A 22,083-nucleotide genomic window follows, 5' to 3' on the forward strand; every position below is an offset into this window, starting at 1 on the left:
TGTCTTGTGGCCGCGTGCGTAGATGAGGAACTGGTGGGTCTACCAACACCCCTCGATCTCGGAGGGCGTTGTCGGGTTCTCCCATTCGATTGGCGGGTTCTGGGCTTGCCACTGGGCTACCCAGGCCGGGCACTTGCGATCCGGTGTTGATTTCATCGTCTGCATTGAGGTGAACATGTCGATGATCTCCCCTCGCATCTTGCCCGTGTCCTCCATTGCCTGCCAGGCCAGATGGAAGAGCGGTGGCTCGTCCTGCCTCGGCTTGCCCGTCACTTTCTTCAGGGGTAGGTGTGCTACCTGGTAGGACTCGATCCAGAAGTCTTCCTTGATCAACTCGTCCAGGCTCATCGCTGTTCCCTCGATCCGCACCGCCAGGCCGCGCCGGAATACTCGCAGTAGTGCCTCGGTCAGGGTTTCCTTCATCCGCGGGACGTACAGCTCCTCGTAGTTCTCCTGATCGGTCAGAAACTCGTAGGGCATGTCCACTCCTATCCAGTCCCAATCCAGTGGGAAGAGTTCCCACGTCTCTACCTCGGCGTTCGGGTAGTAGTTCGGGGGTAGATACGTTTCCATCTCGAGGAAGAATTTGCGGGCTACCTCCCATTCGTCCGGGTTGCTTTGCGCCCAGCGACTCCACACTTCGCGTGTCTGGAGTGGCTGGCCGGCGTCCCTCGGGTCGATCAACATCGCTCGTCCTTTCTGTTAGCCCCATGAGGGCATCTAAGTCAAAAGCAAGCTGGCTAGGCGCAGGCGTCACCTTGCGCCTTTTGCTGGCTCTCCGGTTCCCAGAATACCCTCCATGTGGCGGTATATCCATATCTCCATACGCTGGTTTTGGTGTGGAAGCGTTTTTCGGGTTGTTGTCCATTGCTGTCCTTGAGGATAAGGGGTGGATTAAATAGGGGTGGCGCCACCCAAGGGGTGGCGCCATTTTTGTGCCTCAAGGGGTCGGCTCAAAACAAAAGGGAAAATTATTGGAGGGCCGGGCTTCTAAGTCGCGCGTTCTCCAGCTCACGGCCGCATCCAATATGGTCGCCCAGTGTGTGAGGTGGGCTGCTTCCATTACCAGCCAGCCTCAACAGTTACTGTTCTTGGTTTTCTATCTCTTCGAGGTAGTTTTCCAGGGCAGTAACAATCAGGGCGGTCAGGGTTGTTTCCTTGACCACTGCAAGAATTTGCAGTTTCTTGGCAAGGATTCCCGGACAGTTAAAGTGTACGTCTTTTGGGCCGGTGTCTTTAAGGCCCGCGAACATGTTCATATCCATATTTCCATGATGCCATGCTGGTGAGGCGTGTGGGAGTCACCGCGTGCTTCGGGTTTTCTTAGGGCTGGGACGTTGCGTGGTGGTATTGGGTGGTGTTTTTATCGGCCTGCCCCTGTGGGGCAAGGCCGGCCCGCGGGGGTCTGGGGGCACGGGTGTCTCCAGCGGGGTGTGGGGCAGCGCCCCGCAACGTTGAAGGGGCAGCGCAACGCTGCCCCTTCAACCGAGTATGACCGCTAAACCAGCAAGGATTCGACGACTGGATGTGTACGGTAGTAAGCCTTGATCGACTCCTTGGAGATGATCTCCTGGGAGTGTGACTGCGGGTCACAACCTTGACGCGCATCAAGCCACGGCTGCTCACCGTGAGTCTTTTCGACCAAAGCATTCGCGGTCAAGTCACCGAGTTCATCGCAAACGCCGTCAATAACAGTCAGTGCGTCAGCGGATAGTGTGCCGGCTTCACTGGTTAGCTCGCCGGGGTAAATAAAGAACTTACCGCGGTGCTTGCTGAATAACTCCGGAGAAACCGGGCCGTTAACCCAGGCGCGAAAATCTTCCTCAAAAATAGGAGATCCCGTTTCGGCGAGATATGCAGCCTGGCAATAGAACGTAAGCTTTTGCAATTTCATGGTGGTCATACGCCCGCAACGCTCAAGAATCTGCGCTGCTACATCTTCAACTTTAGCCATCTCGCCTCCTTTTACCTCAATATCCGTAATTGCTATGATTCTACCATGCAAGACAGTGTGCGGCCTATATCCAGGGGTGAAGCTAACAAAGCCGGAAAAGCCCTAGCGCAGGCGTACGTCGCACACGGTGGAGACCTTGCTCGCGTCGGAGAAGACGAGGAGATTCAAGAATACTTCCGCCTCGTGCAAGCATGGCGTTCTATGCAAATTGAGCCTACACGTACTGTTTTTGAGGAACTACAGCAAATATCCACGCTCATCCCGCACTCTCTTGTGACTTTCCGATTGAAGCGAATCAGCTCAATTCTCAAGAAACTCTCACGCAAGAACACCAACCTCAAGCTCGGCTCCATGGACGACATAGGCGGGTGCCGGCTTATCGTGGAAACCTGCGAGCAAGTAGACCTTGCCGTAGCCGAAGTACTACGCCGCTTGGATGTGAAAGAATCCCGCGGAATCAAAGACTATATTGCTTGTCCCCAAGATAGTGGCTACCGCTCATGTCACATCATCGTCGTCGTACCCGGTGAACCACTACCTTCTCGAGTGGAAATCCAGATCAGGACGAGACTCCAGCACTCGTGGGCAACGGGAGTCGAAGCAGCAAGCGCGATATACGGCCAGGATTACAAGAGCCCTGAAAAACTGGCAGGATCGCGCGCTTCCTACGAAGATATAAGGCGATTTTTCCAGCTGGCCTCGGCCCTTTTCACTCTCGAGGAAGACCGCCCGTTAGCATCTAATGTTCCCAATGGTCGGGAAGCGCTCAAACGCGAGCTCGAAGCGTTACCGTGCTCCAAGCAGATTTGCGTCGATCTTGTAGACGCAACAGATGCAACTTTCCAGAGTATCGGGAAGGCTTTCGGCTCTCTTGGCCCTAACCTGTATCTTCTCGAATATGACCGAGAAGAACAGGTTTTGTACGCTTCGCCTTTTTCCAGTAGTGATATTAGCCAGGCTATTGATTGGTATAACCAAAACGAAGAAGAAGACGTGTTTTCCGGGCGACGCGACACGGTACTCGTCTACGCCACAAGCACCGAGTACCTACACGCCGCGTTCCCTAATTACTCAACAAACCTAGGCGAGTTCACCAGCAACCTTCGCCGCTGTACGCACTCATAGGACATATCGGAACAGGATGTCCCAGCCCAGCCTTGCCAGCCACGTAAAAACTCCCAGTCCTCACGTTAGACACAACGCTAGGGGCTGGGAGTTTTGGGTTAGGGGCTCCTATTTTTTCTTCTTTTTCGGCCACGTGTATCGGGCGGTCTGGATCCCGTCTTCTTCCTTAGTGATCGCCGTGATCTTTACCGTTTGGGTGCCTTTGCGGGTAGAGACTCGTGCGTTTTGCCCGATAGCGAGGTTTTGGCCGATGACGAACCAGGTTCCGTCGATTTCCCGGAAGATACACCGCCCACCTTTGGTTAATTCGGCGTCAGTGAGCTTGTGTTTGATGTAGGTGGCAAGCACTGTGCCTTCCTCCGTGACCGTGATGACGTCATCAACCGTGACGGTGTGGGTTTTCCCGTTTTTGGTGATGACGGTGACGTCTTTGCCTTCTTCCAAATTCGGGCCTTCGATGAAGTATTCGTCGGTGTCGGGATTGTGCCGATAGATAGCTTGCCCTTCCGGGATGGGCGGGTAGTTACGACGGTAGAGCGCGGACTGGACAGTGCCGTCATCTGCTTGGATTTCCCCCACCGTTACCTCATGTTGTGTCCCGTTTTTGGTGATCACGGTTGCGGTAGCACCCTCTGTGAGGTCGCGTCCAACAATGATGTATTGACCTAAATGGTTGTCTTTGCGGTAGATCGCTTGGCCCGGCTCAAGGGTCTCGGTGGGGTCTTCCTCAATCCACTCGAACGTGGCGGTGCGGATTCCTTGTTGTTCGTCGATGATCTCACCAACCAGAACAGTGACAACGTCGCCGTTTTTTGTTGTGACAGCGGCCTGGCTGCCGGGGGTGAGGGCGACGCCGGTGATCCCGATTTCGTCTTCGCTGATTTTCTTGAAAATGATGGTGCCCTCGTCCAGGGGGCCGGTGCTCATGCTCATGAGAGTTCCTTTTCTTTTTGGTTTTTGAGTTGGGAGTATTTCCAGGTGTAGACATCGCCGTGGGTGTAGCGGATGGTGCAGTCGATACCGCGGTCGCGGTGATGGAGGGCGCGGTGTGCGGCGATGCCGAGATAATGCAGGGGTTTCTTGCAGGTGTAGCAGTAGGCGGTTTTCTTGCCTGGATAAATATTGTTACCCATCGGTGTCTCCCTCCTCGTCGCTAGTGTCTCGGTAGCTTTGCCAGGTGCCGTTTTGCTCTTTTTCTTTCATGCGGTTCATGAAACTGGCGAGCAGCTTCCAGCCGGCATTACGATCCATACCCGTGTTGCTGGCGGGTACGGCTGTGCCGGCATTGCTGGCGGGTGCGGCGGGTGTCTCGTTGCCGGCATGGCTGGCAAGGTTTTCTTCTGGCCGCATTACTTACTCACCTCCATCGGAGCATCTTCGGCCGGCTGGGCATCTGGGATACCGATTTCGGCCAGAGTAGGAACCTTGTCCAGGAATTCCCGAATATAGATCCGGTGTTTCCCGCACGCGTGATCCATGCCCCGCGCGTGCTCGTAGTGTGTGTATGCGTCGCGTGATCTTCCCCAGGCGTCATATTCAAGCTCTGAAAGACCGTGTTCGTGGGCATATTCAGCTTCCCTGCAAGCCTCAGAGTGGCTTTCATAAGCAGCGCTGGCTTCCCGGTCATATTCCCGTCCCATACGGAAAAGAAGATCAAGCATTTGTTTTGCGAAGTGTTCGCGGGTGGCCGCGATAATCTGCTCTGGTGTGGGGGTCATTTATTCGTCTCCGTCCGTGTCTGTGACGACGATGATCGGGTTGTCTTCTTTTTCCACGTCATCGAGTGTGGGGGTGAAGTGCCGGAGGTCGCTGATCCGGCAGCAATGCTCGATGCAAAGGAGGGCTTGAGCCTTGTGGTACATGTGCTTACCCCAGGCTTGTGTAGCGTCACAGCGTGCTTCGTCGGCGAGTTCTTGGTTATCGCATTCGAGGGCCGTTTCTGCCCGTGCTAGGCATTCCTTGTATTCCGAGCTGTAACGTTCGGCTTGCTTCATCCGCTTGTGGTTTCCGCTCGCGAGAGTTTCGGTGATTTCGTCGGCGAGGTGTCGGCGGGTGGCCTCGATGATGCTGGATACCCAGGCATCGAAAACAGCATCGGCGTCGTGTGCGAGTTTCCCGGTCGTGTCCTCAACATCGTGGGCACTATCGGGGATGCCGTGCTTCTCGATCTCAGCAAGGCCGGTGTCGATGACGAGATTACGTACCGCTTGACGCACATCCTGGGTGGTCAGTTGGGAGGTTGGGTTGAGGAAATACATGAGAATGTCTCCAATCTTGGGGTTGTGGGTTAGATGATTCCTTTAGGTGTGGCACCTGCCGGGACGGGGGTCACGTCCGTGTTGATGTGGTCGGTGATGATGGTGGTTGCCCATTCGGATAGGGAGATTCTGTTGCCTGTGGCGACGTCGGCGAGCCAGGCGCCGCGGATGATGTCTGCGGTTTCGCGGGGTAGGCGGAGGGTGATTTTCACTTTCTCTACCCCGCGTTTGCTAGGCGCACCGGCATTGCTGGCGGGTGCGGCAGGTGCGGGCGTGCCGGCGTTGCCGGCTGGTACGGCGGGTGTCTCGGTGCTGGCAGCGACGACGGGGTTGGTGATGGGTGCTTTCTTGAGTGTGCGCAACGCGTGTGTGTCTGGCTTTTTCATTGTTATTCCGTTTCCATGGTGGTTTCGTATGCGGCTTTGATCTTGTCTAGGTGTTTGACGACCCGCGCGAGTATGCCTTGGGCTTCGGCAAGCAGGAAGAAGAGATCCACGAGGTCTTTATCGGTGCCGTTTTTGATGACGTGGTTGCCGGCTTTCTTCCAGTCGTCTGAGGAGAGACGGCATTCGGCGAGGCTGGCGTTTATTGATGTTCCGTTCCAGGCTTCCACGGCCCCGTTTCTCAGGAGCTTGCGATAGATAGTGTCGGTTGGGTCGGAGAGGTAACGCAGTGCGTCTTTTTTCGTCATTTTCATTGCTGGGTTCCTTTACTGGTCGGTGTTTTGAGGAAAGTGATCCAGTGGGTTTTGCTGCTTGTTCCGGTGTGGCCGAAGAGTGGCTTTTCCGGGGTGAGGGTAAGGATGCGGGAGAGTGGGATTTGGGTTTCGTTCCATTTGAAGATGAGGACGCCGCCTGGGCGTAGGACTCGGAAGGCTTGCTCGAATCCGGCCCTGATGTCGTCTTCCCAGGAGGGTGCGAGCTTCCCGTATTTTTTCGCCAACCAGGAGGATTCTCCTAGGTGGTTGAGGTGGGGTGGGTCGAAGACCACGAGGTAAAACGTGTTGTCTGGGAACGAGAGGTCGCGGAAGTCTTCCCTTTGGTCGGGGTTGATTGTGAGGGTGCGGCCGTCGCAGAGCGTGTGGGTCTCGGCTGTGTTGTCGCAGTAGGTGACGCGCTCGTCGTGCTTGTTTACCCACATCATCCTGGCACCGCAGGTGAGGTCGAGGACGGGTTTCATGAGCAAGCCCCCAGGGCCGCCGTGCTGGTATGGCTGGCGGTGCTGGCGGGTGCGGCACTGCTGGCAAGTACGGCGGGTGCCCGAGTGCCGGCAGGCGCGGCAGGTACGGCTGGTGCGGCGTTGCCGGCAAGGGCGGCTTGTAGCGTCTTGAATGCTTCCTCAATCAGCGGGTCACCGTTATTGATGGGGGTGTGGTTGGTTGCGGTGTGGGGGAATGCTTCCCTCATCGGCATATACCGAGCGAGCAGGTAGTCGCCATAAGTGGCTTCTAGCTCGGTCAGCCACCGCTTCGTGTCCAAGCGCCCTTGCTGGTAGGAGTTCACGAGGATTCCCGCAAGCTCAAGAGCCGGGTTATATAGAGATTTAATAGTGGCGATGGTTGTGATCATTTCCGCGACGCCATCGCAGGCGGTTTCCCGTGCCGTGGTGACGATCAACGCCACATCGGCGGCGACGAGAGCGCCGGTGGTGAGCATCCCCAAGGATGGCGGACAGTCCACCACGATAGTTTCGTAAGCATCATGCAGGGGAGCGAGGATGGTTTTGATCCTGTATTCCCGGCCGAGCGTGGTGTCGTTTTCCCGATCCCACAACGCTCTATCGGCGGGGAGTAGATCAATACCCCAGCCAGGCACTTCCAGTATTGCTTGGCGGGCTGTTTCGGGTGGCGCTCCGGCGGACACCGCCGCAAGCACATCATTGACGGTCAAGGTATCGGCGTCTACTTCGACGCCGAGCGTCGTAGTTGCCGAGCCTTGCGGGTCAGCATCCACCAGCAACACATGAGCACTGGAGGTGCGGGCGATGCGGTGTGCGAGATTCGTGGCAATCGTCGTTTTACCAACGCCGCCTTTCTGGTTGCAGATAGCGATAATCATGGAGATTTCCTTCTATAGGTTTTCGATTGCAAGTTGTTGCTGAGCGTTTGTTACCTGGGTGTAGATGGCTGTGGATTGGATACTCTCGTGGCGCATGAGTGTTTGAACTACCCGAAGATTAACGCCTTTGGCAACGAGATCGGTTCCGAAGGAATGCCGTAACTGGTGAGCCGTCATCGTGATTCCGTGGCGCTTGAACGTCGTTTTTATCGTGTATCCTACCGATTTAGGGCTTATGTGCCCGGCTTTCACGTATGCGGGGAACCAGAAGCCGTGTTGAGGCATTTGTTTTGCAATTTCCTGCACTTTGGGGTGCGCGGCTATGAAAGCCATTTTTCCTCCTTTTCCGAGGATGGTTAGTTGGGTGGTTAGTGGGTCGTAGTCAGCTCCGCGGATTTTAGCGATTTCATGCGTTCTGAGACCCTCGTAATAGGCGAGAACGATCATCGCGCGCGTGCGGATATGGAGGTTTGAGGAGAGTACTGTGGTTATCAGTTCGGTCGGGATGGGGCGGGGTGCGCTCTTCGGTTTTTTGGGCGCAGGGATTACGTCAAGGGGATTCTTATTGATGAGAGCCATTCGTAATGCCCAGCGATAGAAGGCATTCAAATGGGTGTAGTAGCTCCACTTAGTGGAAGCGCTCGGGCGCTGGGCTAGCCAGGAGACGATGTCCTCGGATTTCATCTCAAGCGCAGTTACAGAGGTGTCTCTGCTTAGCGCACCGACGACCCGGATTCTCTCAGTAATCGTTGTTTGGGAAAGTGACTGGGCGGCCATCGCCAGACGCCACTGATCGAGGACGTGTTCGTTACGTGGATTGTCTTTTTCCATGAGGATATTTGTAACTGCCCCGGTAAGGCTGTATTGAATTATCGATGATGTAACGAAGCTCGTATTTGATCGTGCTATGTGTCGATGCAAAATTCCCGGACTTGCTGGCAATGCCGGCATGGGGACACTCGCCGTAGTTGCCGGACTTGCCAGCAGAAGAGTAAAAAAACTAAGCGTAGTGCTGAGCTGTTTTCAAGCGCCCCGGCAAAGGCATGGAACCTGTAATGAATAGGTCGAGAGTTCGATTCTCTCAGGTGGCTCTGGATGTAAGATACATTTTATCTCCCTGCTTCGTGTTAGCTCGCAGTCGGGAAAGTAGCCCAGGCGGACTTTTTGGCATGGAGGGGCTTGTGGCTACGTTGCTTGAAGGTTTCCCGCCGACCGTTGTAGAGAGGGCTCATGCGAGATTTTGTAGCGATAGACTTCGAGACGGCCAACGAGCAGCGTTGTTCTGCATGTGCCGTGGGTTTAACACTTTTTGACAGTGATGGGAATCCTGCAGACAGTTACTATCAGCTGCTAAAACCGCACCCGGAAGTTGCTTATTTTAACCCGGTAAATGTATGGGTTCATGGCATTACCGAGGCTGATGTACTGGACGCGCCTCAATGGTCGCAAGTGTCGGATCAGGTTGCGACTTTCGTCGGTGATAGGCCAATTATTGCTCACAATATGGCCTTTGACGGGTACGTTCTTTCCGATTTGGTAGATCTCTATGGTACCAAGCCGATTTTGAATAGACGATTTTGTACTGCGCGGCTTGCCAGAAAGATTCTGGCAGGTAAGTTAGAACGAAAATCTCTTGATCAAGTTTTCGGCTATTACTTCCCGGATAAGTCTTTTGATCATCATCACGCTGGTTCAGACGCCCAAGCCGCGGGCATGATTTTCGCCAGGATGCAACAAGAATTCGGTTTCGAGAGACTTGAAGAATTATGCCCTCCAACCGGTGGCAACGGGAAGAATGGACGTGCTGGAGTGCTCGTTGATCAGCTCGTCCTTGATGATTTGCTAGAACGGTACGGAAAATCACGGGTCCTCGAAGGTGAACATGTGGCGTTCACGGGTACGTTGAGGCATGGGCAACGCGCTGCCGTGCAGCAACTTGTTTCGGCGGTAGGAGGTACTGCCGATAAAAACCTCACCAAGAAAACAACTTTGCTTGTTGTTGGAATTCCAAATCCCGGGGCTTGGACAGAAGGATCCTCGGCCTCGCGAAAGTTGCACAAAGCCAGGCAATTGCGTGAAAGCGGTTCGTCAATTGAGGTCGTTAGCGAAGATGAATTCTTCAATCGATTAGCTGAAGGTTAGTGAGACTATCCCGTTTCCAAATTGCCTTTGTTAACACGCCAGTTGTGCAAGTTGGACCGTTTTTGTTGTGCAAGTTGGACCGCGGGGGCGAGAAAGGGAGGGGAGACGGGAGCGGGCGGATTCCCGTGGCTCACTCCCGGAGCCAGCTACCCGACCCGCTAGCCACCCGCTAGCGCGTCTATAATTTTGCATCAGTAACGTTATCGAGAACTTGAACGGTATTCGGAACCGGGGAACCCACGGGAAGGCGCTAGTGATATGGCACGGGGCAAAGCGATTGAGCTGTTCTTGGTGGATGGCACGCCCGGCGGGATTATGACGGCAAGCATCGCGGACTGGACGGGCGTCGTCGTTTCTGCGCGCCGCGACCAGTTATCCGAGCTGCTGCGGCGCGAGGACGCCCACGGTAACGGCGTCTACCTCCTCCTCGGCGCGGATCCGGACGCCATCGATAACACCTGGTGTTACATCGGCAAAACCGAGAATTTTGGCGAGCGGCTACGCACCCACGACCAGCGCAAACCGCAGTGGAACCGAGTTGTCATCATCGGCAGCATGCAAAAATCCTTCAACGAAGGGCATTGGGGCTACCTGGAATCGCGCCTCGTCGATATTGCTCAGGCCGCCGAACGCTGCTCTATGCCCGATAACAAGCAGGTCCCGCGACTGCGCAAACTCTCAGAAGGTCAGCAGGCTTCGGCGGAATCTTTCCTCGATAATGTCAAGGTTATTCTCCCGATTCTCGGCGTGAATGTGCTGCGCTCACGCTCAACAATCGCCGCGACTCCCGCTCCGGAAACGCCCGCTTCCGCCTCGGCGCTTTTCCACCTGCGCCAAGCCAATAAAGGTGTCGATGCGACGATGCAGCTGGTTGACGGTGAGTATTTCGTTCTCAGAGGTTCGCGCGTCGTCGCTGAATGGCACCTGCGTGGCGCCTCCGAATCGACCTTGCGTTCCTACACGTCCTACGCCGCGCTGCATAAAAAGCTCGTCGATGATGGCTCCATAAAAAGTTTCCGAAGGCGCCGCGGTTCTCACGCGCGATATTGCTTTCGGTTCGCCCTCCACCGCGGCCGCGGTGATCCTGGGCCGCTCCTCGAATGGCCGGCGCGAATGGCTCGCTGATGACGGCCGCACTTTCGGTGAATGGGAAGCGGATAACGCGTAGAAAGGCACGGGGCGTGCTGTGATGGTACGACGACGCCACACCTCCCACCCGGCGGGTCCGCCCGACTATCACCGCAACCCTCCGGTTCGGCAACCCTCCGGTTGTGCAACCCACCTCGCGCGTTTCTACAAGTTTTCTGCCGGGTCGTACACCGATAGGAACTTCACGATTCGCTCATTCTTCGAGGTAAAGAAATCTTCCGGGGCGCCTTCGTACTGGATGTGGCCCGCGTCCAAGAAAACCACCTGGTCTGCCACGCGCCTCGTGAAATTCATATCATGGCTCACCACGATGAGGCCCTGCCCCTGGCTGGCCAGTTCGGAAAGAACGTTGGAAACCTCAGCGGCGAGCTCGGGATCCAGCGCGGAGGTTGGCTCGTCGCACAAAAGATATTTCGGACGCATGGCTAGCGCCCTGGCGATTGCTGCCCGCTGGGCCTGGCCGCCAGAAAGCTCCGCGGGATAAGCGTGCGTCTTCGCGCTGAGTCCAACTCGCTCGAGCAATGACTCGCTGTCGATGCGCGCGGCTTTCTGGTCTTTTCCGTGCAGCCGTGGGGCAAGTTCAACGTTGTCGCGCACGGTCAGGTGCGGGAATAGATGAAAGCCCTGGAATACCATGGCTGAGTGCGAACGGATTTCTTCTTTGTCCGCCTTCGTTACTTGTGCTGGGAAGGTCAGGGAAAAATCCTCAACTTTGATGTGCCCGGAATCGGGAACTTCGAGCAGGTTGAGCGTGCGCAGCAGCGTGGATTTACCGGAACCGGAGGGGCCCACGATCACAGTTGTTTTGCCGGGTGAAAAGGCCGCGGTTACGCCCGCTAAGGCGTGGGTATCCCTGCCGAAGGTTTTAGTTAGGTCTTTTATCTCAATCATTTTTCACCACGTACTTAGAGGTTTTCTTTTCCAGATATGCCTGCAGCCACGCCAGCAGCGTGCAGATGGCCAGGTAAATAGCTGCGACTTCAACGTAAAGTATCAAGGGCTCATAGACGCGCGCTGTTATCTGCTGGCCGATCTGGAACACATCGGAAATGGTGATGACGGAGGCCAGGGACGTTGATTTCACCAGGTTCACGAATTCGTTACTGATGGAGGGCAGCGCGATCCGCCAGATCTGCGGGCCAATGACGTGGCGAAGCGTCTGCCAATGCGTCAGACGCAACGTAGCGGCGGCCTCCCATTGGCCCGAGGGGATAGAGAGTTGCGCTCCGCGGATTCCCTCGGAGATATACGCGCCGGTGTTCAGCGAAAAGGTGATGATAGCGGCTAGCCAGGCCGAAAGCGTGATGCCGACCTTGGGCAGCCCGAAAAAGACGATGAAGAGCTGCACGAGAAGCGGGGTTCCGCGGAAAATCCACACATACAACCACGCTATGGCCCGAGCTATCCGACTCTTAGATAGCCTCAGCTGGGCAGTAATAATGCCCAAAACGAGCGCTATTGCGAAAGAAATCAGGGAAAGCGGAATCGTAACTTTTAACGTGGCCGCTAAGAGTTGCGGAAAAGACTCGAGCCACAGCGTGATCGTATTCATGACGTACCTTTTAGTTAGGCGAAATATCTTCGCCGATGTACTTCTCAAAGATCTTTGCGTAGGAGCCGTTGCTCAGGCCCTTGGCAATAGATTCGTTGAGTTTCTCCTTGAGTGGTTCAGAACCCTTGGCCAGCATGACCGAAATCTGCACCGGCTCGGCGCCGGGCACCTTGATGCCGTCCAGATCGGTCGCGGAGGTTTTCTTCAGGAAGTCAGAAACCGTCACGACGTCGTTAACCGTGCAGTCTGCCTGGCCGTTAATGACTAGCTGTGTTGATTTAGAGAAACCTTGGCTGGGCACGATATCGGCGCCAGCTGCGGCGGCAGTCTGGCCGTAGTCAGAAGACGGAGTCTGGGCGCACTTCTTGCCTTTAAGATCTTCCAGCTTGGTAATGCCGGAGCCCTTTTTAACCAGGATCTCTGAACGAGAAATAGCGTAAGGAGCGGTGAAATCATATTTCTTCCGGCGCTCCTCCGTCGGGTTGATGTTATTGATGACGATGTCATACTTGCCCGTGTCGAGGCCGGCAATGAGGGAATCCCATTTAGTCTCAACGAATTCGGGTTCAACGCCGAGGTCTTGGGCGATGAGCTGGGCGATCTCCACTTCAAAGCCCACCAGCTTGCCTGATTTGTCATGGTAGCCGTAGGGCACGAACGTGCCCTCGATGCCTACTTTGAGTTTTCCGGTTTCTTCGATCTGGGCCAGCGAGTCTTTCTTGGCTCCGCAACCGCTCAAGACGGTCACAGCGGCAAGTCCGGCAGCCAGCACCTTAAATATTTTCTTCATTGCGGTTCCCTTAATTGATGGTTTGGGTACTTGATGGTTCGGATATTTGATGGTTCGGTTACTTGACGGTTCCCTTAGTTGATATGTGATAGGGCATTTTCTAGGTCGGCTTTGAGATCGTTGACGTCCTCGATGCCAACAGAGAGGCGCAGCAGGCGGTCAGAGATTCCCGCCTTTTCGCGTTCTTCCGGGCTCAGATTTTCGTGGATCATGGTTGCCGGGTGGCAGATCAGGGTTTCCACGGAGCCCAAAGAAACCGCGAAGCGCATAAGCTTCAGATTCTTCGCGAAGGTATGGAAGTCGATGCCGTCAGCAAGTTCAAAGGCGAAAAGTGCGCCGTCGCCCTTCGACTGGAGGGTGTGAATCTCCTTTTCTTTGGGTGAATACCAGCCGGGTGCTAATACCCGCGACACGGACGGGTGATTCTCGAGGTAGTTCCGGAGGATTGTGGCATTTTCTTGCTGGCGTTCGAGCCTGATAACAAGCGTCTTTAGCCCGCGCAGAATCGAATAAGAATCGAAAGGCGAGAGGGGATTACCGAGTGCCTTGGAGGCTATCTTCAGGCTGGAATACCATTCGTCGTCATTGGTCAGTATAAAACCGGCTAAGACATCGGAATGTCCGCCAAAATATTTCGTGCCCGAGTAAACGACGGCATCTGCGCCCAGTTCCAAGGGCCGTTGCAGGTATGCGGTTGAGAAGGTGTTATCAACTACGACCTTGGCATTTACTTTTTTAGCCAAAGATACGACATGGGAAATATCGGTAACCCGGAGGGTGGGGTTGGTGGGCGATTCCAGGAATATTATCGCGGTATCTGCGGGAACCTCCGTCAACTCATTGAAGTCGTCTACGAACTCGGCGGTTATCCCGCGGCGGGTGAAAAATTCGTCGACCAGTAGGAAAGTGCCTCCGTAAACTGACGAGGTAAGTAATACGCGGTCGCCTGTTGTCAGAGAGGAAAAGACCGTCGCGGTGGCGGCCATCCCGGTGGCAAAAGCCAGCGCGTGCTTAGCGTTTTCCACGTACGCAACCGCGGATTCAACAGAGCCGCGGGTCGGGTTGGAGCTGCGCTGATACCCGTACGGCCCCGCGGAGCCATCGGTGGGTTGCTCGAATGTGGATGCCAGATAAATAGGAGGTATGACAGCGCGGTATTGATCATCGGGGCGCGAGGCGGAGTAGTCGTTAACAACTCGGGTGGCAAAAGAATAGGGTTGAGGCATAGTTAATCCATTTTGGGTACGCGAAATTACGGATATTGCTATCCGAAAAATAAGGGGGAATTGTGCCCGCTGCGGGCGATGAGAATGTGCTAGCTGAAATTAGCAGGACATGCACATAGGCATACACATGCACATGCGGGTACCCATAGCCATGGAGGCGGATACGAATGTGACGGTGTTATTAGCCATGGTTGAAAGGATAACGGCAAACTGCGTGAGACGCAAACCGGGTGAGGAAAGTCCGTTCGCGGCTTTCTGCCGCGTTGAGCTGCGGTAATACGACGACGCCGCGCCTGCCGCCCCGCGCGGACGCCTGGCTATCACCGCAATTCCCGCGCTTCCCGCACCTCTTGCGCATCCCGCATCCATAGCTATACACTCGGTGACTAGCTGAACTAGTTACTGAGTGAGTAGTTGGTGGTGGGATGGAAGTTCAGTACGCATTCCTCGGTTTGCTTACCCGCGAACCGAGTTACGGCTACGAGTTAAAAAAGCTCTATGACCGCTATTTCGCCGGGGATAAGCCGATTTTGGCCGGCCAGGTATATGCCACCCTCGCGCGGCTGGCCCGCGATGCCAAGGTGACGCAGGTGGATGACCATGAAAGCTCCGGCGGCCCGAGCCGCACCCGCTACGCACTCACCACTACCGGGGAGCGCTCCTTACGCGAATGGCTGGCCACCCCGGAAGTCCCGGCGCTCGCGCTCCAGGAGGATCTCTATTTCAAAACGATTCTCGCGCTCCTCGTGACCGGGGATGCCTCCCGTTATCTCAAGGCACAGCGAGCTACCCACCAGCAGCGCATGCGTGAGCTCACCACCCGTAAGCAGGGCGCCCCGCTGGCTGAAAAACTTCTTCTCGATAGCGCCATTTTCCATATCGAGGCGGATCTGCGCTGGATCCAACTGACCTCCGCGCGTCTCGACCAGCTCAAGGAGGAGCTATGAGCGATAGTATTCTTTCCGCCCGGGATCTCAGGAAAAGCTACGGGAAAACGGCCGCGCTGCGCGGCGTGAGCCTGGAGATCCAGCGCGGGGAAATCCTGGCTATTATGGGGCCCTCCGGTTCGGGTAAATCAACTCTGCTTCACGCGCTGGCCGGTATCGAACTTCCCGATAGCGGTACGGTCTCCTACTTCGGCCGGGCCCTGGCGGGTGCCGCAAGTCTGCCGCGCGAACTCACCGCGCTGTCCGATAATGAACGCACTCGCTTGCGCCGCGAGGATTTCGGCTTCGTTTTCCAATTCAGCCAGCTCGTCCCGGAGCTCACCGCCCTGGATAATATCGCGGTGCCGCTTCTGCTGGGCGGTACCGCTAAGCGCACCGCCTACGCCACGGCGTATCACTGGCTCGAGCGCGTCGGTTTAGCGGACCACGCGAAGGCACTGCCTGGCGAAATGTCCGGTGGGGAAGCCCAGCGCATCGCCATCGCCCGGGCGCTGTGCCCCCAGCCCAGCATCCTTTTTGCCGACGAACCCACCGGCTCCCTCGATTCCCTCAACTCCGAATACGTGATGAGCGGCCTGGTGCACCTGGCCCGCGAACACACCATGACCGTCGTCCTCGTCACCCACGAACCAACCATCGCCGCCTACGCGGACCGCGAGGTCATCGTCCGCGACGGAATCCTGGAGGCCTAACCATGCACGTGGCCTGGATCGTGGTACGTCAATCCCTCGCCCAAACCAAGGGACGCCTCGCTCTTATTACCGGCGCGGTTGCTTTCGGAACCGTCCTCTTGCTCGCTTTCGCCGCTTTCACCCACGCGACTTTCGACCGCACCGCCGAATCCTGGCAGGAGGCACTGCATAATGCACCGTATGTTGAGGATGTGCCCGCAGCTGCGGCGTCGTCGCATATAAAAATGTATCGCCCCGGTATCGATGACCTCGCGGTGATCGGTGGGGCGCAGGTGGAGGTTCTGTATGTGGACGCGGCCGGGGTGAGCGATCCGGCGCAGCTGCACGGTATCACCTGGCCGGGGCGCGGCGAATATCTGCTGTCGCGCGGAACCCGCACCCTGCTGGAAACCAGCGCGAATCCCGCGGTGGCCGGCCGCTTCGGAACCACTGATCGGGGCATGCTGCCGCAAGAATTCACCAACGGTCCGGACGACCTCCTCGCCGTGGTGGGTGCAGATCTGAGCGAGGTGGGTGTTGCGCACAGCGTGGCCTCGTTCGAGCCGGCCGGGTCGAGTGGCAGCGACCCGAATTTCATCCTGCTCCTCATCGGCCTGGTCGTGCTGCTTTTCCCGGTGCTTTTCCTTATTTCTATTTCGGCGGCGCTCGGCAGTGCCCAGCGCGAACAGCGTTACGCCACGTTGCGCCTGGTGGGGGCCACCACGGCACAGGTGCGCGGGATTCTCATCCTCGAGGCGCTGGTGGGAGCGGCGGTCGGGTATGTGCTGGGCGCGGCGCTTTTCGTGGTGGCGCGGCCGCTGCTCGCGGAGATTCCGCTGGCGCGCGGGCGCTATTGGGCGGAGTCCCTCGCGGTCACGCCGCTGGCGTACGCCTTCGTCGCGCTCGCGATTATTGCGATGGTGGTGGGGGCGAATCTGTGGGGGCTGCGGCGCATTGATGCCACGCCCCTGGGGGTGGTACGACGCCGCCGCGCACCCACCCGCCCCTCTCCGCTCAGTTTCGCCGGTATCGCGCTGGCCTGCGCGATCTTCGGCTATCTGTATGTCACCAGCGAAGCGGATAATGCCACGAACTCCGAACAAACTCTTTTCCTGGCGGCTGTGGTCATCATGATGTTTGGCCTGGTGGTGGCAGCGCGCTGGTTGATCTACGCGCTGGCTGGCCTGAGCGCGCGGTGGGCGCGGCGGGCTCCTATGATTATCGGCCAAAAATACGTGCGGGCGCATTCTGGGCGGATCGCCCGCTCGGTTTCCGGGGTGATCCTCGCGCTTTTCGCCGGTACCTTCTTTATTACGACGGTTTCCGAGGTGGATTTCCTGGGTGCGCAGGTTCCTACGGTGGCGGAGAAAATGCCGGCCACTACCGCGGTGCTGGCGAACCTCAGCCCGGAGCAGGCCGAAGCCGCGTCCTGGGCGATTCCCGCGAATGTCCCGGGCGCCCGAGCCCTTACGGTGCCCTATCTCGCACGGTCCTGGGTGGTGCTTCCCTGCGATGGCACCGAGCGGTACGTGGGACTCACGTGCCAGGGCAGTGGGGTAGTAGGCGTGAATTTTTGGGACTTGGCCGATGCGCCGGGCACCGTCGTCGAAGCCCGTGATGCCACACAATTGGCCGGAACCGTGCAAGAAGAGTACAGCGCGCATATTTCCGGGCAGGCCCACGCGGTGCTGCTGTCCCTGCGCGAGCCGGGCGATATTGAAGCGGTGCGCACGATCCTCATGAATGCGCAGCTGGGCGAGCCGGGCGATATCTATGTGTTCGCCGGTGGGAGGGGTATCGCGGTGGCGGTGGACAAGACCGTGGAAACGATGACCTACCTCGTCTACGCCGGAATTGCGCTGACGTTTGCGGTGGCGATTGTATCGCTGCTGGTTTCTACGTACGCGGGGTTATTAGAACGACGCCGCTCTTTGCTGACCCTGCGCCTGAGCGGCATGCAGGTGCGCCAGCTGGCCGCCATGCTCGTGGTGGAGTCGGTGCTCCCGCTGGCTGTCATCGCCACGCTGACGACGGCCGCCGGTTTCGGCTCAGGCTGGCTGCTCATGGAGATGCGCTCGACCACCTTGGATGCCTCGTTCTCGCCTGTATTGCTGCTGGCCTTGCTGGCTGCGCTGGGCTTCTCCCTCCTCGCGGTCCTGGCACTCGTACCCGCGCTGCGCCGGGTCAGCGAGCCGGCCAATAACGCGCGGGAGTAGCGGGCTCGGCGCTGTAGGTATTTCCTGGCTGAGCCCTGCAAAGAGATCGTCACGCTAAGACGGCTTCTCGAATCAGCTCAGAGCGTGTCACGTTCCGCTCGTGTGCGCGGGCGTCACTAGCTTTAATTTCCTCGGGCGGGAGCTGTACTGCGCACGTATTACATACGTAGTACAGGTGTGAAAACACATACCGCCCTCTCTGGGAATGGTGTGGCTCTTGAGAAAAGCGAAACTTCACCCTGCTCGCCTCAACGTCTCCTGCCAGCGGTGCGGGGGAGCCCCCGAAACTCCACGCCGCCTTCCTGAGTGCCCTTTGCCAGGCTGGCGCCGTCGTGAAAAAAATAACTTTGCGCACGGCGAAGAAGGGGACATGAGTCCCGCGAAGTTGTCTGACTTTTACTTTTCGGGCTGGGTCGCGCGCGCGAACCGCGATTTTCTGAGGAATTTTCAGGGCTTTTCAGCGTGTTTTCCGTGCGTAAAACCGCAGGTAACGGGCAGAAAGTCCCGGCTCTGCTCCCGCTTGTCTCGCGGCACGCCCGGTGCGAGCTGCGCTACAACGCAGGCATCTTTCATTCGCTAAAGTAAAGGCGCGAGCGACGATGGAGCCGGCAACCGGCATCACGGCTCGTACGGAAACGCGCATGGTTCGTCAAGAGCCGGCGTCGCTCCCGCACCGCGGGTCTCCCGCAGCGCGGGGCGCGCTATATGCCGAAGGTGACACAGGCGCGGATCCATTGGGAGAAAGCGAACTATGGCTACCACTCAGCAAACTGGTGACCGCACCAACGTTGGTGACATGATCGATCGCTTGGCATCGCAGGCAATATCCGCCCTCGAAGAATTCGATGCCTTCGATCAAGAAAAGATTAATGCGATTGTGCACGCGATGGCCCTTGCCGGGGTTGATCAGCACATGGTGCTCGCCAAGGCCGCCATTGAGGAAACAGGCCGCGGCCTCTACGAAGATAAGTGCGTCAAGAATCTTTTCGCCACGGAATATATTTGGAATTCCATCAAGTATGACCGCACTGTGGGCATTATCCGGCAGGATAAGCAGAAGGGCATTATCGAGATCGCTGAGCCCGTGGGCGTGATTGCCGGGGTGACGCCGGTGACCAACCCGACATCCACCACGATGTTTAAGTGCATTATCTCCATCATGACCCGCAACCCGATTATTTTTGCGTTCCACCCCAGCGCGCAAAAGTCCTCGGCGCTCGCCGCGCAGGTCATGCTGGACGCCGCGATTGCCGCCGGCGCCCCCGAACACTGCATCCAGTGGATCGAAACTCCCTCCCTGGAAGCCACGAAGACCCTGCTCAACCACGATTCCATCTCCCTGGCCCTGGCCACCGGGGGTGCGGGCATGGTGGCCTCCGCCTACTCCACCGGCAAGCCGGCCCTGGGCGTGGGCCCGGGTAACGCCCCGGTGTACGTGCACAAGACCGCCAAGGTCAAGCGCACCGTCAACGACCTCATCCTCTCGAAGACTTTTGATAACGGCATGATCTGCGCCTCCGAGCAGTCCCTCGTGATCGATGCCTCGATCCGCGAGGAGCTCCTGGCCGAATTTGAGCGCATGGGTTGCCATATTGTCACGCCGGAAGAGAAGAAAGCCCTGGCCAAGTTCATGGTCAAGGAAGATGGCACGATCAGTGCCGACGTCGTCGGTATGAACGCGGACCGCATCGCGGAAGGTGCCGGCATTGACGTTCCCACCGGAACGAAGATCCTCCTCGTTGAGCTCGAGGGTCTCGGTCCCGAGGAACCCTTCTCGCGCGAAAAGCTGTGCCCGGTGCTCGGCTACACCACCGTGGAAAGCGATGCCGAAGGCTTCGACGTGGCCGAAAAGCTGCTGCGCTTCGGCGGTCTGGGCCACACCGCGGTCATCCACACGGAAGATAAGGACGTGGCGCGCGAATACGGCCTGCGCATGAAGGCCTGCCGCATTATCGTTAACGCTCCTTCCGCTCTGGGTGGCATCGGTGACGTCTACAACGGCCTCATCCCGTCCATGACGCTCGGCTGTGGCTCTTACGGGCGGAATTCCGTTTCGCATAACGTCAGCGCTACCGATCTCATTAATGTCAAGCGAATCGCGGAAAGGCGTAACAATATGCAGTGGTTCAAGGTTCCGCCGAAGACGTACTTCGAGCGGTACTCCACGCAGTACCTGCAGAAGATGCCCGCGATTTCGCGTGTCTTTATCGTCACCGACCCGGGCATGGTTATGAACGGCTACGTGGATGTTATTATCGATCACCTCAAGGCCCGCCGGGACGACGTCGCCTGGAACATTTTCCAGGACGTGGAACCCAACCCCTCCTCGACCACGGTGTTCCGCGGGGCGAAACTCATGGAAGAATTCCAGCCCGATTGCATTATCGCCCTGGGCGGCGGTTCTCCCATGGACGCCGCGAAGGCCATGTGGCTCTTCTACGAACACCCCGAATCCTCGTACTTCGGCATGAAGCAGAAGTTCATGGATATCCGCAAGCGCACCTACCGCTTCCCGAAGCTGGGGCGCAAGGCGCAGTTCGTGGCCATCCCGACCACGTCCGGTACCGGTTCGGAATGTACGCCGTTCGCGGTTATTACCGACGCCGAAACCCACGTCAAGTACCCCTTCGCCGATTACGCGATTACCCCGAACGTGGCGATTGTGGACGCGCAGTACGTGGACTCGGTGCCCGCCCGCACCGCGGCCGATTCGGGTATGGACGCGCTTACGCACGCCATCGAATCCTATGTCTCCACGATGGCCAGCGATTACACCCGCGGCCTGTCCATCCGCGCCGCCCAGCTCATCTTCGCTAACCTGCGCAAGTCCGTGCTGGAAGGCGATATGGAAGCCAAGGAAAAAGTGCACAACGCTTCGGCTATGGCCGGTATGGCCTTCGCCAATGCGTTCCTGGGCATTGTCCACTCGCTGTCGCACAAGGTTGGCGGTGAATTCGATATTGCGCACGGTCGCACCAACGCGATCTTCCTGCCGCATGTTATTCGCTACAACGCCACCAAGCCGTACAAGCACTCCATCTTCCCGGCCTACGAGCACTACCGCGCCGACGAAGACCTCGCGGAATTCGCGAGCTACATGGGCTTCCCGGCTTCGACCACCGAAGAGGGCGTGCAGTCCCTCATCGACGAGGTCACCAAGCTCGCCGAGGATCTCGGTATTGAGATGAGCCTCAAGGCGAACGGGGTGACCTGGGAAGCTCTCGAGCCCAAGCTTGACTGGCTGGCCGACCGCGCCCTCGAGGACCAGTGCACTCCGGCCAACCCGAAGGCCCCGCTCGTTTCCGAGCTGCGCACCCTCATCATCGATGCCTTCGAAGGCGAAGTCGGCTACACTGCCTCGCGCGGTGTGGACGTGCTCGCTGACCTCGGCACCGGTGAGGCGGCCCGTCGCAAGGCCGCGAAGGTGCGCAAGGGTGAGTCCAGCCGGCCCTCTGCCTCGCAATCGGCCACGAACGCCCAGGTAGAGATCTACGATCACAAGGCCAAGGCCAGCCTCGAGCACGCCGAAGCCGATCAGGATGATCCCGCCGTTGAAGAACTCGTTGATACCCAGCTTGAGAGCGGCTCTTCCGCGAAGGCGTCCGCGAAGGGCGCCAAGGCTGAGAAGAAGAACGACGGCGCAGCTGAGGGCGCGGCGAACTAATCCGACAAAGCCAGCCTGGCAGGTGGCGGGCGTCGGGGACACGCAGTCCGGCGCCCGCCGCGCTGGGCCTCAAGGCTCGCCTCCGGCGGGTTTCCATCGGTAGAGTGGGTAAGGTGAAGAAGAAACTACTGACTGTGGCGGGAGCGCTGCTGTGCTCGCTAGCCCTGGCCTCATGTTCCTCATCCCCTTCGGATAACCCCAGTTCCGATCCGAGCTCCTCGGGTCCCGGATCCTGCTCGGTGGAATCGAACGCGCCGGGCTGCTAATCGGCTATCAAGCCGCTGGTGGCCCGGTCCGCGCGCGGCCGGCAGCGATGCCGGGCGCGGGCGCCG

General features: G+C 57.7%; 25 protein-coding genes. 8 read left to right on the plus strand and 17 right to left on the minus strand.

What is annotated here, in order from left to right:
• Positions 1 to 39 precede the first annotated feature (39 nt).
• The 3 genes from PWJ82_RS03230 to PWJ82_RS03240 form a co-directional block, all read right to left on the minus strand.
• A complete protein-coding gene (locus PWJ82_RS03230) occupies positions 40 to 687 on the minus strand; it encodes a hypothetical protein (RefSeq protein WP_180948896.1) in 648 nt (215 codons plus the stop codon).
• A gap of 395 nt (positions 688 to 1,082) precedes the next feature.
• Positions 1,083 to 1,265, minus strand: a complete 183-nt coding sequence (locus tag PWJ82_RS03235) for a hypothetical protein (RefSeq protein WP_101657630.1) — start codon at positions 1,263 to 1,265, stop codon at positions 1,083 to 1,085.
• A 233-nt stretch (positions 1,266 to 1,498) separates the two neighbouring features.
• A complete protein-coding gene (locus PWJ82_RS03240; RefSeq protein ID WP_101657631.1) occupies positions 1,499 to 1,954 on the minus strand; it encodes a Panacea domain-containing protein in 456 nt (151 codons plus the stop codon).
• Positions 1,955 to 1,999: 45 nt separating this feature from the next.
• Here PWJ82_RS03240 and PWJ82_RS03245 point away from each other — a divergent pair, with 45 nt between their 5' ends.
• Positions 2,000 to 3,079: a RelA/SpoT domain-containing protein gene (locus PWJ82_RS03245; RefSeq protein ID WP_101657632.1), complete on the plus strand. Its 1,080-nt coding sequence runs from the start codon at positions 2,000 to 2,002 to the stop codon at positions 3,077 to 3,079.
• Positions 3,080 to 3,187: 108 nt separating this feature from the next.
• Here the strand turns inward: PWJ82_RS03245 and PWJ82_RS03250 are convergent, their stop codons facing one another.
• Genes PWJ82_RS03250 through PWJ82_RS03295 form a run of 10 tightly spaced genes read right to left on the minus strand, consistent with a single transcriptional unit; the run spans position 3,188 to position 8,225 of the window.
• Entirely contained in the window at positions 3,188 to 4,012 is an 825-nt protein-coding gene (locus PWJ82_RS03250; protein WP_101657633.1) for a hypothetical protein, read from the minus strand.
• Complete coding sequence (locus PWJ82_RS03255) at positions 4,009 to 4,212, minus strand: hypothetical protein (protein WP_101657634.1); 204 nt, start codon at positions 4,210 to 4,212, stop codon at positions 4,009 to 4,011. Before PWJ82_RS03255 ends, PWJ82_RS03250 begins: the two co-directional genes overlap by 4 nt.
• Positions 4,205 to 4,429: a hypothetical protein gene (locus PWJ82_RS03260; RefSeq protein WP_101657635.1), complete on the minus strand. Its 225-nt coding sequence runs from the start codon at positions 4,427 to 4,429 to the stop codon at positions 4,205 to 4,207. The genes PWJ82_RS03255 and PWJ82_RS03260 overlap by 8 nt, the downstream gene beginning before the upstream one ends.
• Positions 4,429 to 4,797 (minus strand): hypothetical protein, encoded by a 369-nt coding sequence (locus PWJ82_RS03265; protein WP_101657636.1) that lies wholly within the window; start codon positions 4,795 to 4,797, stop codon positions 4,429 to 4,431. Before PWJ82_RS03265 ends, PWJ82_RS03260 begins: the two co-directional genes overlap by 1 nt.
• The gene (locus PWJ82_RS03270; RefSeq protein WP_101657637.1) at positions 4,798 to 5,337 is read right to left on the minus strand and encodes a hypothetical protein; all 540 of its coding nucleotides are present in this window, start codon (positions 5,335 to 5,337) and stop codon (positions 4,798 to 4,800) included.
• Between the two features lie 29 nt (positions 5,338 to 5,366).
• Positions 5,367 to 5,723, minus strand: a complete 357-nt coding sequence (locus tag PWJ82_RS03275; RefSeq protein WP_101657638.1) for a hypothetical protein — start codon at positions 5,721 to 5,723, stop codon at positions 5,367 to 5,369.
• Between the two features lie 2 nt (positions 5,724 to 5,725).
• Positions 5,726 to 6,034, minus strand: coding sequence for a hypothetical protein (locus PWJ82_RS03280; RefSeq protein WP_101657639.1), 309 nt, complete (start codon positions 6,032 to 6,034; stop codon positions 5,726 to 5,728).
• Positions 6,031 to 6,516 carry a class I SAM-dependent methyltransferase gene (locus tag PWJ82_RS03285; protein ID WP_101657640.1) on the minus strand — a complete coding sequence of 162 codons (486 nt, stop codon included), beginning with the start codon at positions 6,514 to 6,516 and terminating at the stop codon, positions 6,031 to 6,033. The genes PWJ82_RS03280 and PWJ82_RS03285 overlap by 4 nt, the downstream gene beginning before the upstream one ends.
• On the minus strand, positions 6,513 to 7,394 hold the full coding sequence (locus tag PWJ82_RS03290) for a ParA family protein (protein WP_101657641.1): 882 nt from the start codon (positions 7,392 to 7,394) through the stop codon (positions 6,513 to 6,515). The genes PWJ82_RS03285 and PWJ82_RS03290 overlap by 4 nt, the downstream gene beginning before the upstream one ends.
• 12 nt (positions 7,395 to 7,406) lie before the next feature.
• On the minus strand, positions 7,407 to 8,225 hold the full coding sequence (locus PWJ82_RS03295; protein ID WP_180948897.1) for a tyrosine-type recombinase/integrase: 819 nt from the start codon (positions 8,223 to 8,225) through the stop codon (positions 7,407 to 7,409).
• Positions 8,226 to 8,624: 399 nt separating this feature from the next.
• Between PWJ82_RS03295 and PWJ82_RS03300 the strand changes: the two genes are divergently transcribed.
• Together PWJ82_RS03300 and PWJ82_RS09560 are read left to right on the plus strand one after the other, a co-directional pair.
• Positions 8,625 to 9,536 carry an exonuclease domain-containing protein gene (locus tag PWJ82_RS03300; RefSeq protein ID WP_274735321.1) on the plus strand — a complete coding sequence of 304 codons (912 nt, stop codon included), beginning with the start codon at positions 8,625 to 8,627 and terminating at the stop codon, positions 9,534 to 9,536.
• Positions 9,537 to 10,581: 1,045 nt separating this feature from the next.
• The gene (locus PWJ82_RS09560; RefSeq protein WP_425536585.1) at positions 10,582 to 10,704 is read left to right on the plus strand and encodes a DUF4357 domain-containing protein; all 123 of its coding nucleotides are present in this window, start codon (positions 10,582 to 10,584) and stop codon (positions 10,702 to 10,704) included.
• Between the two features lie 125 nt (positions 10,705 to 10,829).
• Here the strand turns inward: PWJ82_RS09560 and PWJ82_RS03310 are convergent, their stop codons facing one another.
• From PWJ82_RS03310 to PWJ82_RS03325, 4 genes are all read right to left on the minus strand, one after another.
• Positions 10,830 to 11,576: an amino acid ABC transporter ATP-binding protein gene (locus tag PWJ82_RS03310; RefSeq protein WP_274734349.1), complete on the minus strand. Its 747-nt coding sequence runs from the start codon at positions 11,574 to 11,576 to the stop codon at positions 10,830 to 10,832.
• Positions 11,569 to 12,237 (minus strand): amino acid ABC transporter permease, encoded by a 669-nt coding sequence (locus PWJ82_RS03315; RefSeq protein WP_126135326.1) that lies wholly within the window; start codon positions 12,235 to 12,237, stop codon positions 11,569 to 11,571. Before PWJ82_RS03315 ends, PWJ82_RS03310 begins: the two co-directional genes overlap by 8 nt.
• 10 nt (positions 12,238 to 12,247) lie before the next feature.
• Complete coding sequence (locus PWJ82_RS03320) at positions 12,248 to 13,027, minus strand: transporter substrate-binding domain-containing protein (RefSeq protein ID WP_274734350.1); 780 nt, start codon at positions 13,025 to 13,027, stop codon at positions 12,248 to 12,250.
• A gap of 74 nt (positions 13,028 to 13,101) precedes the next feature.
• Positions 13,102 to 14,253 carry a trans-sulfuration enzyme family protein gene (locus tag PWJ82_RS03325; protein ID WP_274734351.1) on the minus strand — a complete coding sequence of 384 codons (1,152 nt, stop codon included), beginning with the start codon at positions 14,251 to 14,253 and terminating at the stop codon, positions 13,102 to 13,104.
• Between the two features lie 425 nt (positions 14,254 to 14,678).
• On the opposite strand from PWJ82_RS03325, the gene PWJ82_RS03330 reads away from it, so the two are divergent.
• From PWJ82_RS03330 to PWJ82_RS03350, 5 genes are all read left to right on the plus strand, one after another.
• Positions 14,679 to 15,200, plus strand: a complete 522-nt coding sequence (locus PWJ82_RS03330) for a PadR family transcriptional regulator (RefSeq protein ID WP_274734353.1) — start codon at positions 14,679 to 14,681, stop codon at positions 15,198 to 15,200.
• Positions 15,197 to 15,892, plus strand: a complete 696-nt coding sequence (locus PWJ82_RS03335; protein WP_274735325.1) for an ABC transporter ATP-binding protein — start codon at positions 15,197 to 15,199, stop codon at positions 15,890 to 15,892. The genes PWJ82_RS03330 and PWJ82_RS03335 overlap by 4 nt, the downstream gene beginning before the upstream one ends.
• Before the next feature lie 2 nt (positions 15,893 to 15,894).
• Positions 15,895 to 18,087, plus strand: coding sequence for an FtsX-like permease family protein (locus PWJ82_RS03340; RefSeq protein WP_274735327.1), 2,193 nt, complete (start codon positions 15,895 to 15,897; stop codon positions 18,085 to 18,087).
• Positions 18,088 to 18,838: 751 nt separating this feature from the next.
• A complete protein-coding gene (adhE, locus tag PWJ82_RS03345) occupies positions 18,839 to 21,751 on the plus strand; it encodes a bifunctional acetaldehyde-CoA/alcohol dehydrogenase (RefSeq protein ID WP_274734358.1) in 2,913 nt (970 codons plus the stop codon).
• A gap of 113 nt (positions 21,752 to 21,864) precedes the next feature.
• Positions 21,865 to 22,017 carry a hypothetical protein gene (locus tag PWJ82_RS03350; protein ID WP_154653577.1) on the plus strand — a complete coding sequence of 51 codons (153 nt, stop codon included), beginning with the start codon at positions 21,865 to 21,867 and terminating at the stop codon, positions 22,015 to 22,017.
• Positions 22,018 to 22,083: the final 66 nt, after the last annotated feature.

This window comes from Actinotignum schaalii (genome assembly GCF_028864145.1).
Lineage (GTDB): Bacteria > Actinomycetota > Actinomycetes > Actinomycetales > Actinomycetaceae > Actinotignum > Actinotignum schaalii_B.

Bases quoted from the DNA above. Each gene is read 5' to 3' on its own strand.
- PWJ82_RS03230 (WP_180948896.1), bottom strand. From the start codon at position 687: ATGTTGATCGACCCGAGGGACGCCGGCCAGCCACTCCAGACACGCGAA.
- PWJ82_RS03325 (WP_274734351.1), bottom strand. From the start codon at position 14,253: ATGCCTCAACCCTATTCTTTTGCCACCCGAGTTGTTAACGACTACTCC.
- PWJ82_RS03260 (WP_101657635.1), bottom strand. From the start codon at position 4,429: ATGCGGCCAGAAGAAAACCTTGCCAGCCATGCCGGCAACGAGACACCC.
- PWJ82_RS03310 (WP_274734349.1), bottom strand. From the start codon at position 11,576: ATGATTGAGATAAAAGACCTAACTAAAACCTTCGGCAGGGATACCCAC.
- PWJ82_RS03330 (WP_274734353.1), top strand. From the start codon at position 14,679: ATGGAAGTTCAGTACGCATTCCTCGGTTTGCTTACCCGCGAACCGAGT.
- PWJ82_RS03290 (WP_101657641.1), bottom strand. From the start codon at position 7,394: ATGATTATCGCTATCTGCAACCAGAAAGGCGGCGTTGGTAAAACGACG.
- PWJ82_RS03285 (WP_101657640.1), bottom strand. From the start codon at position 6,516: ATGAAACCCGTCCTCGACCTCACCTGCGGTGCCAGGATGATGTGGGTA.
- PWJ82_RS03295 (WP_180948897.1), bottom strand. From the start codon at position 8,225: ATGGAAAAAGACAATCCACGTAACGAACACGTCCTCGATCAGTGGCGT.
- PWJ82_RS03275 (WP_101657638.1), bottom strand. From the start codon at position 5,723: ATGAAAAAGCCAGACACACACGCGTTGCGCACACTCAAGAAAGCACCC.
- adhE (WP_274734358.1), top strand. From the start codon at position 18,839: ATGGCTACCACTCAGCAAACTGGTGACCGCACCAACGTTGGTGACATG.
- PWJ82_RS03265 (WP_101657636.1), bottom strand. From the start codon at position 4,797: ATGACCCCCACACCAGAGCAGATTATCGCGGCCACCCGCGAACACTTC.
- PWJ82_RS03315 (WP_126135326.1), bottom strand. From the start codon at position 12,237: ATGAATACGATCACGCTGTGGCTCGAGTCTTTTCCGCAACTCTTAGCG.
- PWJ82_RS03240 (WP_101657631.1), bottom strand. From the start codon at position 1,954: ATGGCTAAAGTTGAAGATGTAGCAGCGCAGATTCTTGAGCGTTGCGGG.
- PWJ82_RS03235 (WP_101657630.1), bottom strand. From the start codon at position 1,265: ATGGATATGAACATGTTCGCGGGCCTTAAAGACACCGGCCCAAAAGAC.
- PWJ82_RS03245 (WP_101657632.1), top strand. From the start codon at position 2,000: ATGCAAGACAGTGTGCGGCCTATATCCAGGGGTGAAGCTAACAAAGCC.
- PWJ82_RS03300 (WP_274735321.1), top strand. From the start codon at position 8,625: ATGCGAGATTTTGTAGCGATAGACTTCGAGACGGCCAACGAGCAGCGT.
- PWJ82_RS03280 (WP_101657639.1), bottom strand. From the start codon at position 6,034: ATGAAAATGACGAAAAAAGACGCACTGCGTTACCTCTCCGACCCAACC.
- PWJ82_RS03340 (WP_274735327.1), top strand. From the start codon at position 15,895: ATGCACGTGGCCTGGATCGTGGTACGTCAATCCCTCGCCCAAACCAAG.
- PWJ82_RS03250 (WP_101657633.1), bottom strand. From the start codon at position 4,012: ATGAGCATGAGCACCGGCCCCCTGGACGAGGGCACCATCATTTTCAAG.
- PWJ82_RS03255 (WP_101657634.1), bottom strand. From the start codon at position 4,212: ATGGGTAACAATATTTATCCAGGCAAGAAAACCGCCTACTGCTACACC.
- PWJ82_RS03335 (WP_274735325.1), top strand. From the start codon at position 15,197: ATGAGCGATAGTATTCTTTCCGCCCGGGATCTCAGGAAAAGCTACGGG.
- PWJ82_RS03320 (WP_274734350.1), bottom strand. From the start codon at position 13,027: ATGAAGAAAATATTTAAGGTGCTGGCTGCCGGACTTGCCGCTGTGACC.
- PWJ82_RS03270 (WP_101657637.1), bottom strand. From the start codon at position 5,337: ATGTATTTCCTCAACCCAACCTCCCAACTGACCACCCAGGATGTGCGT.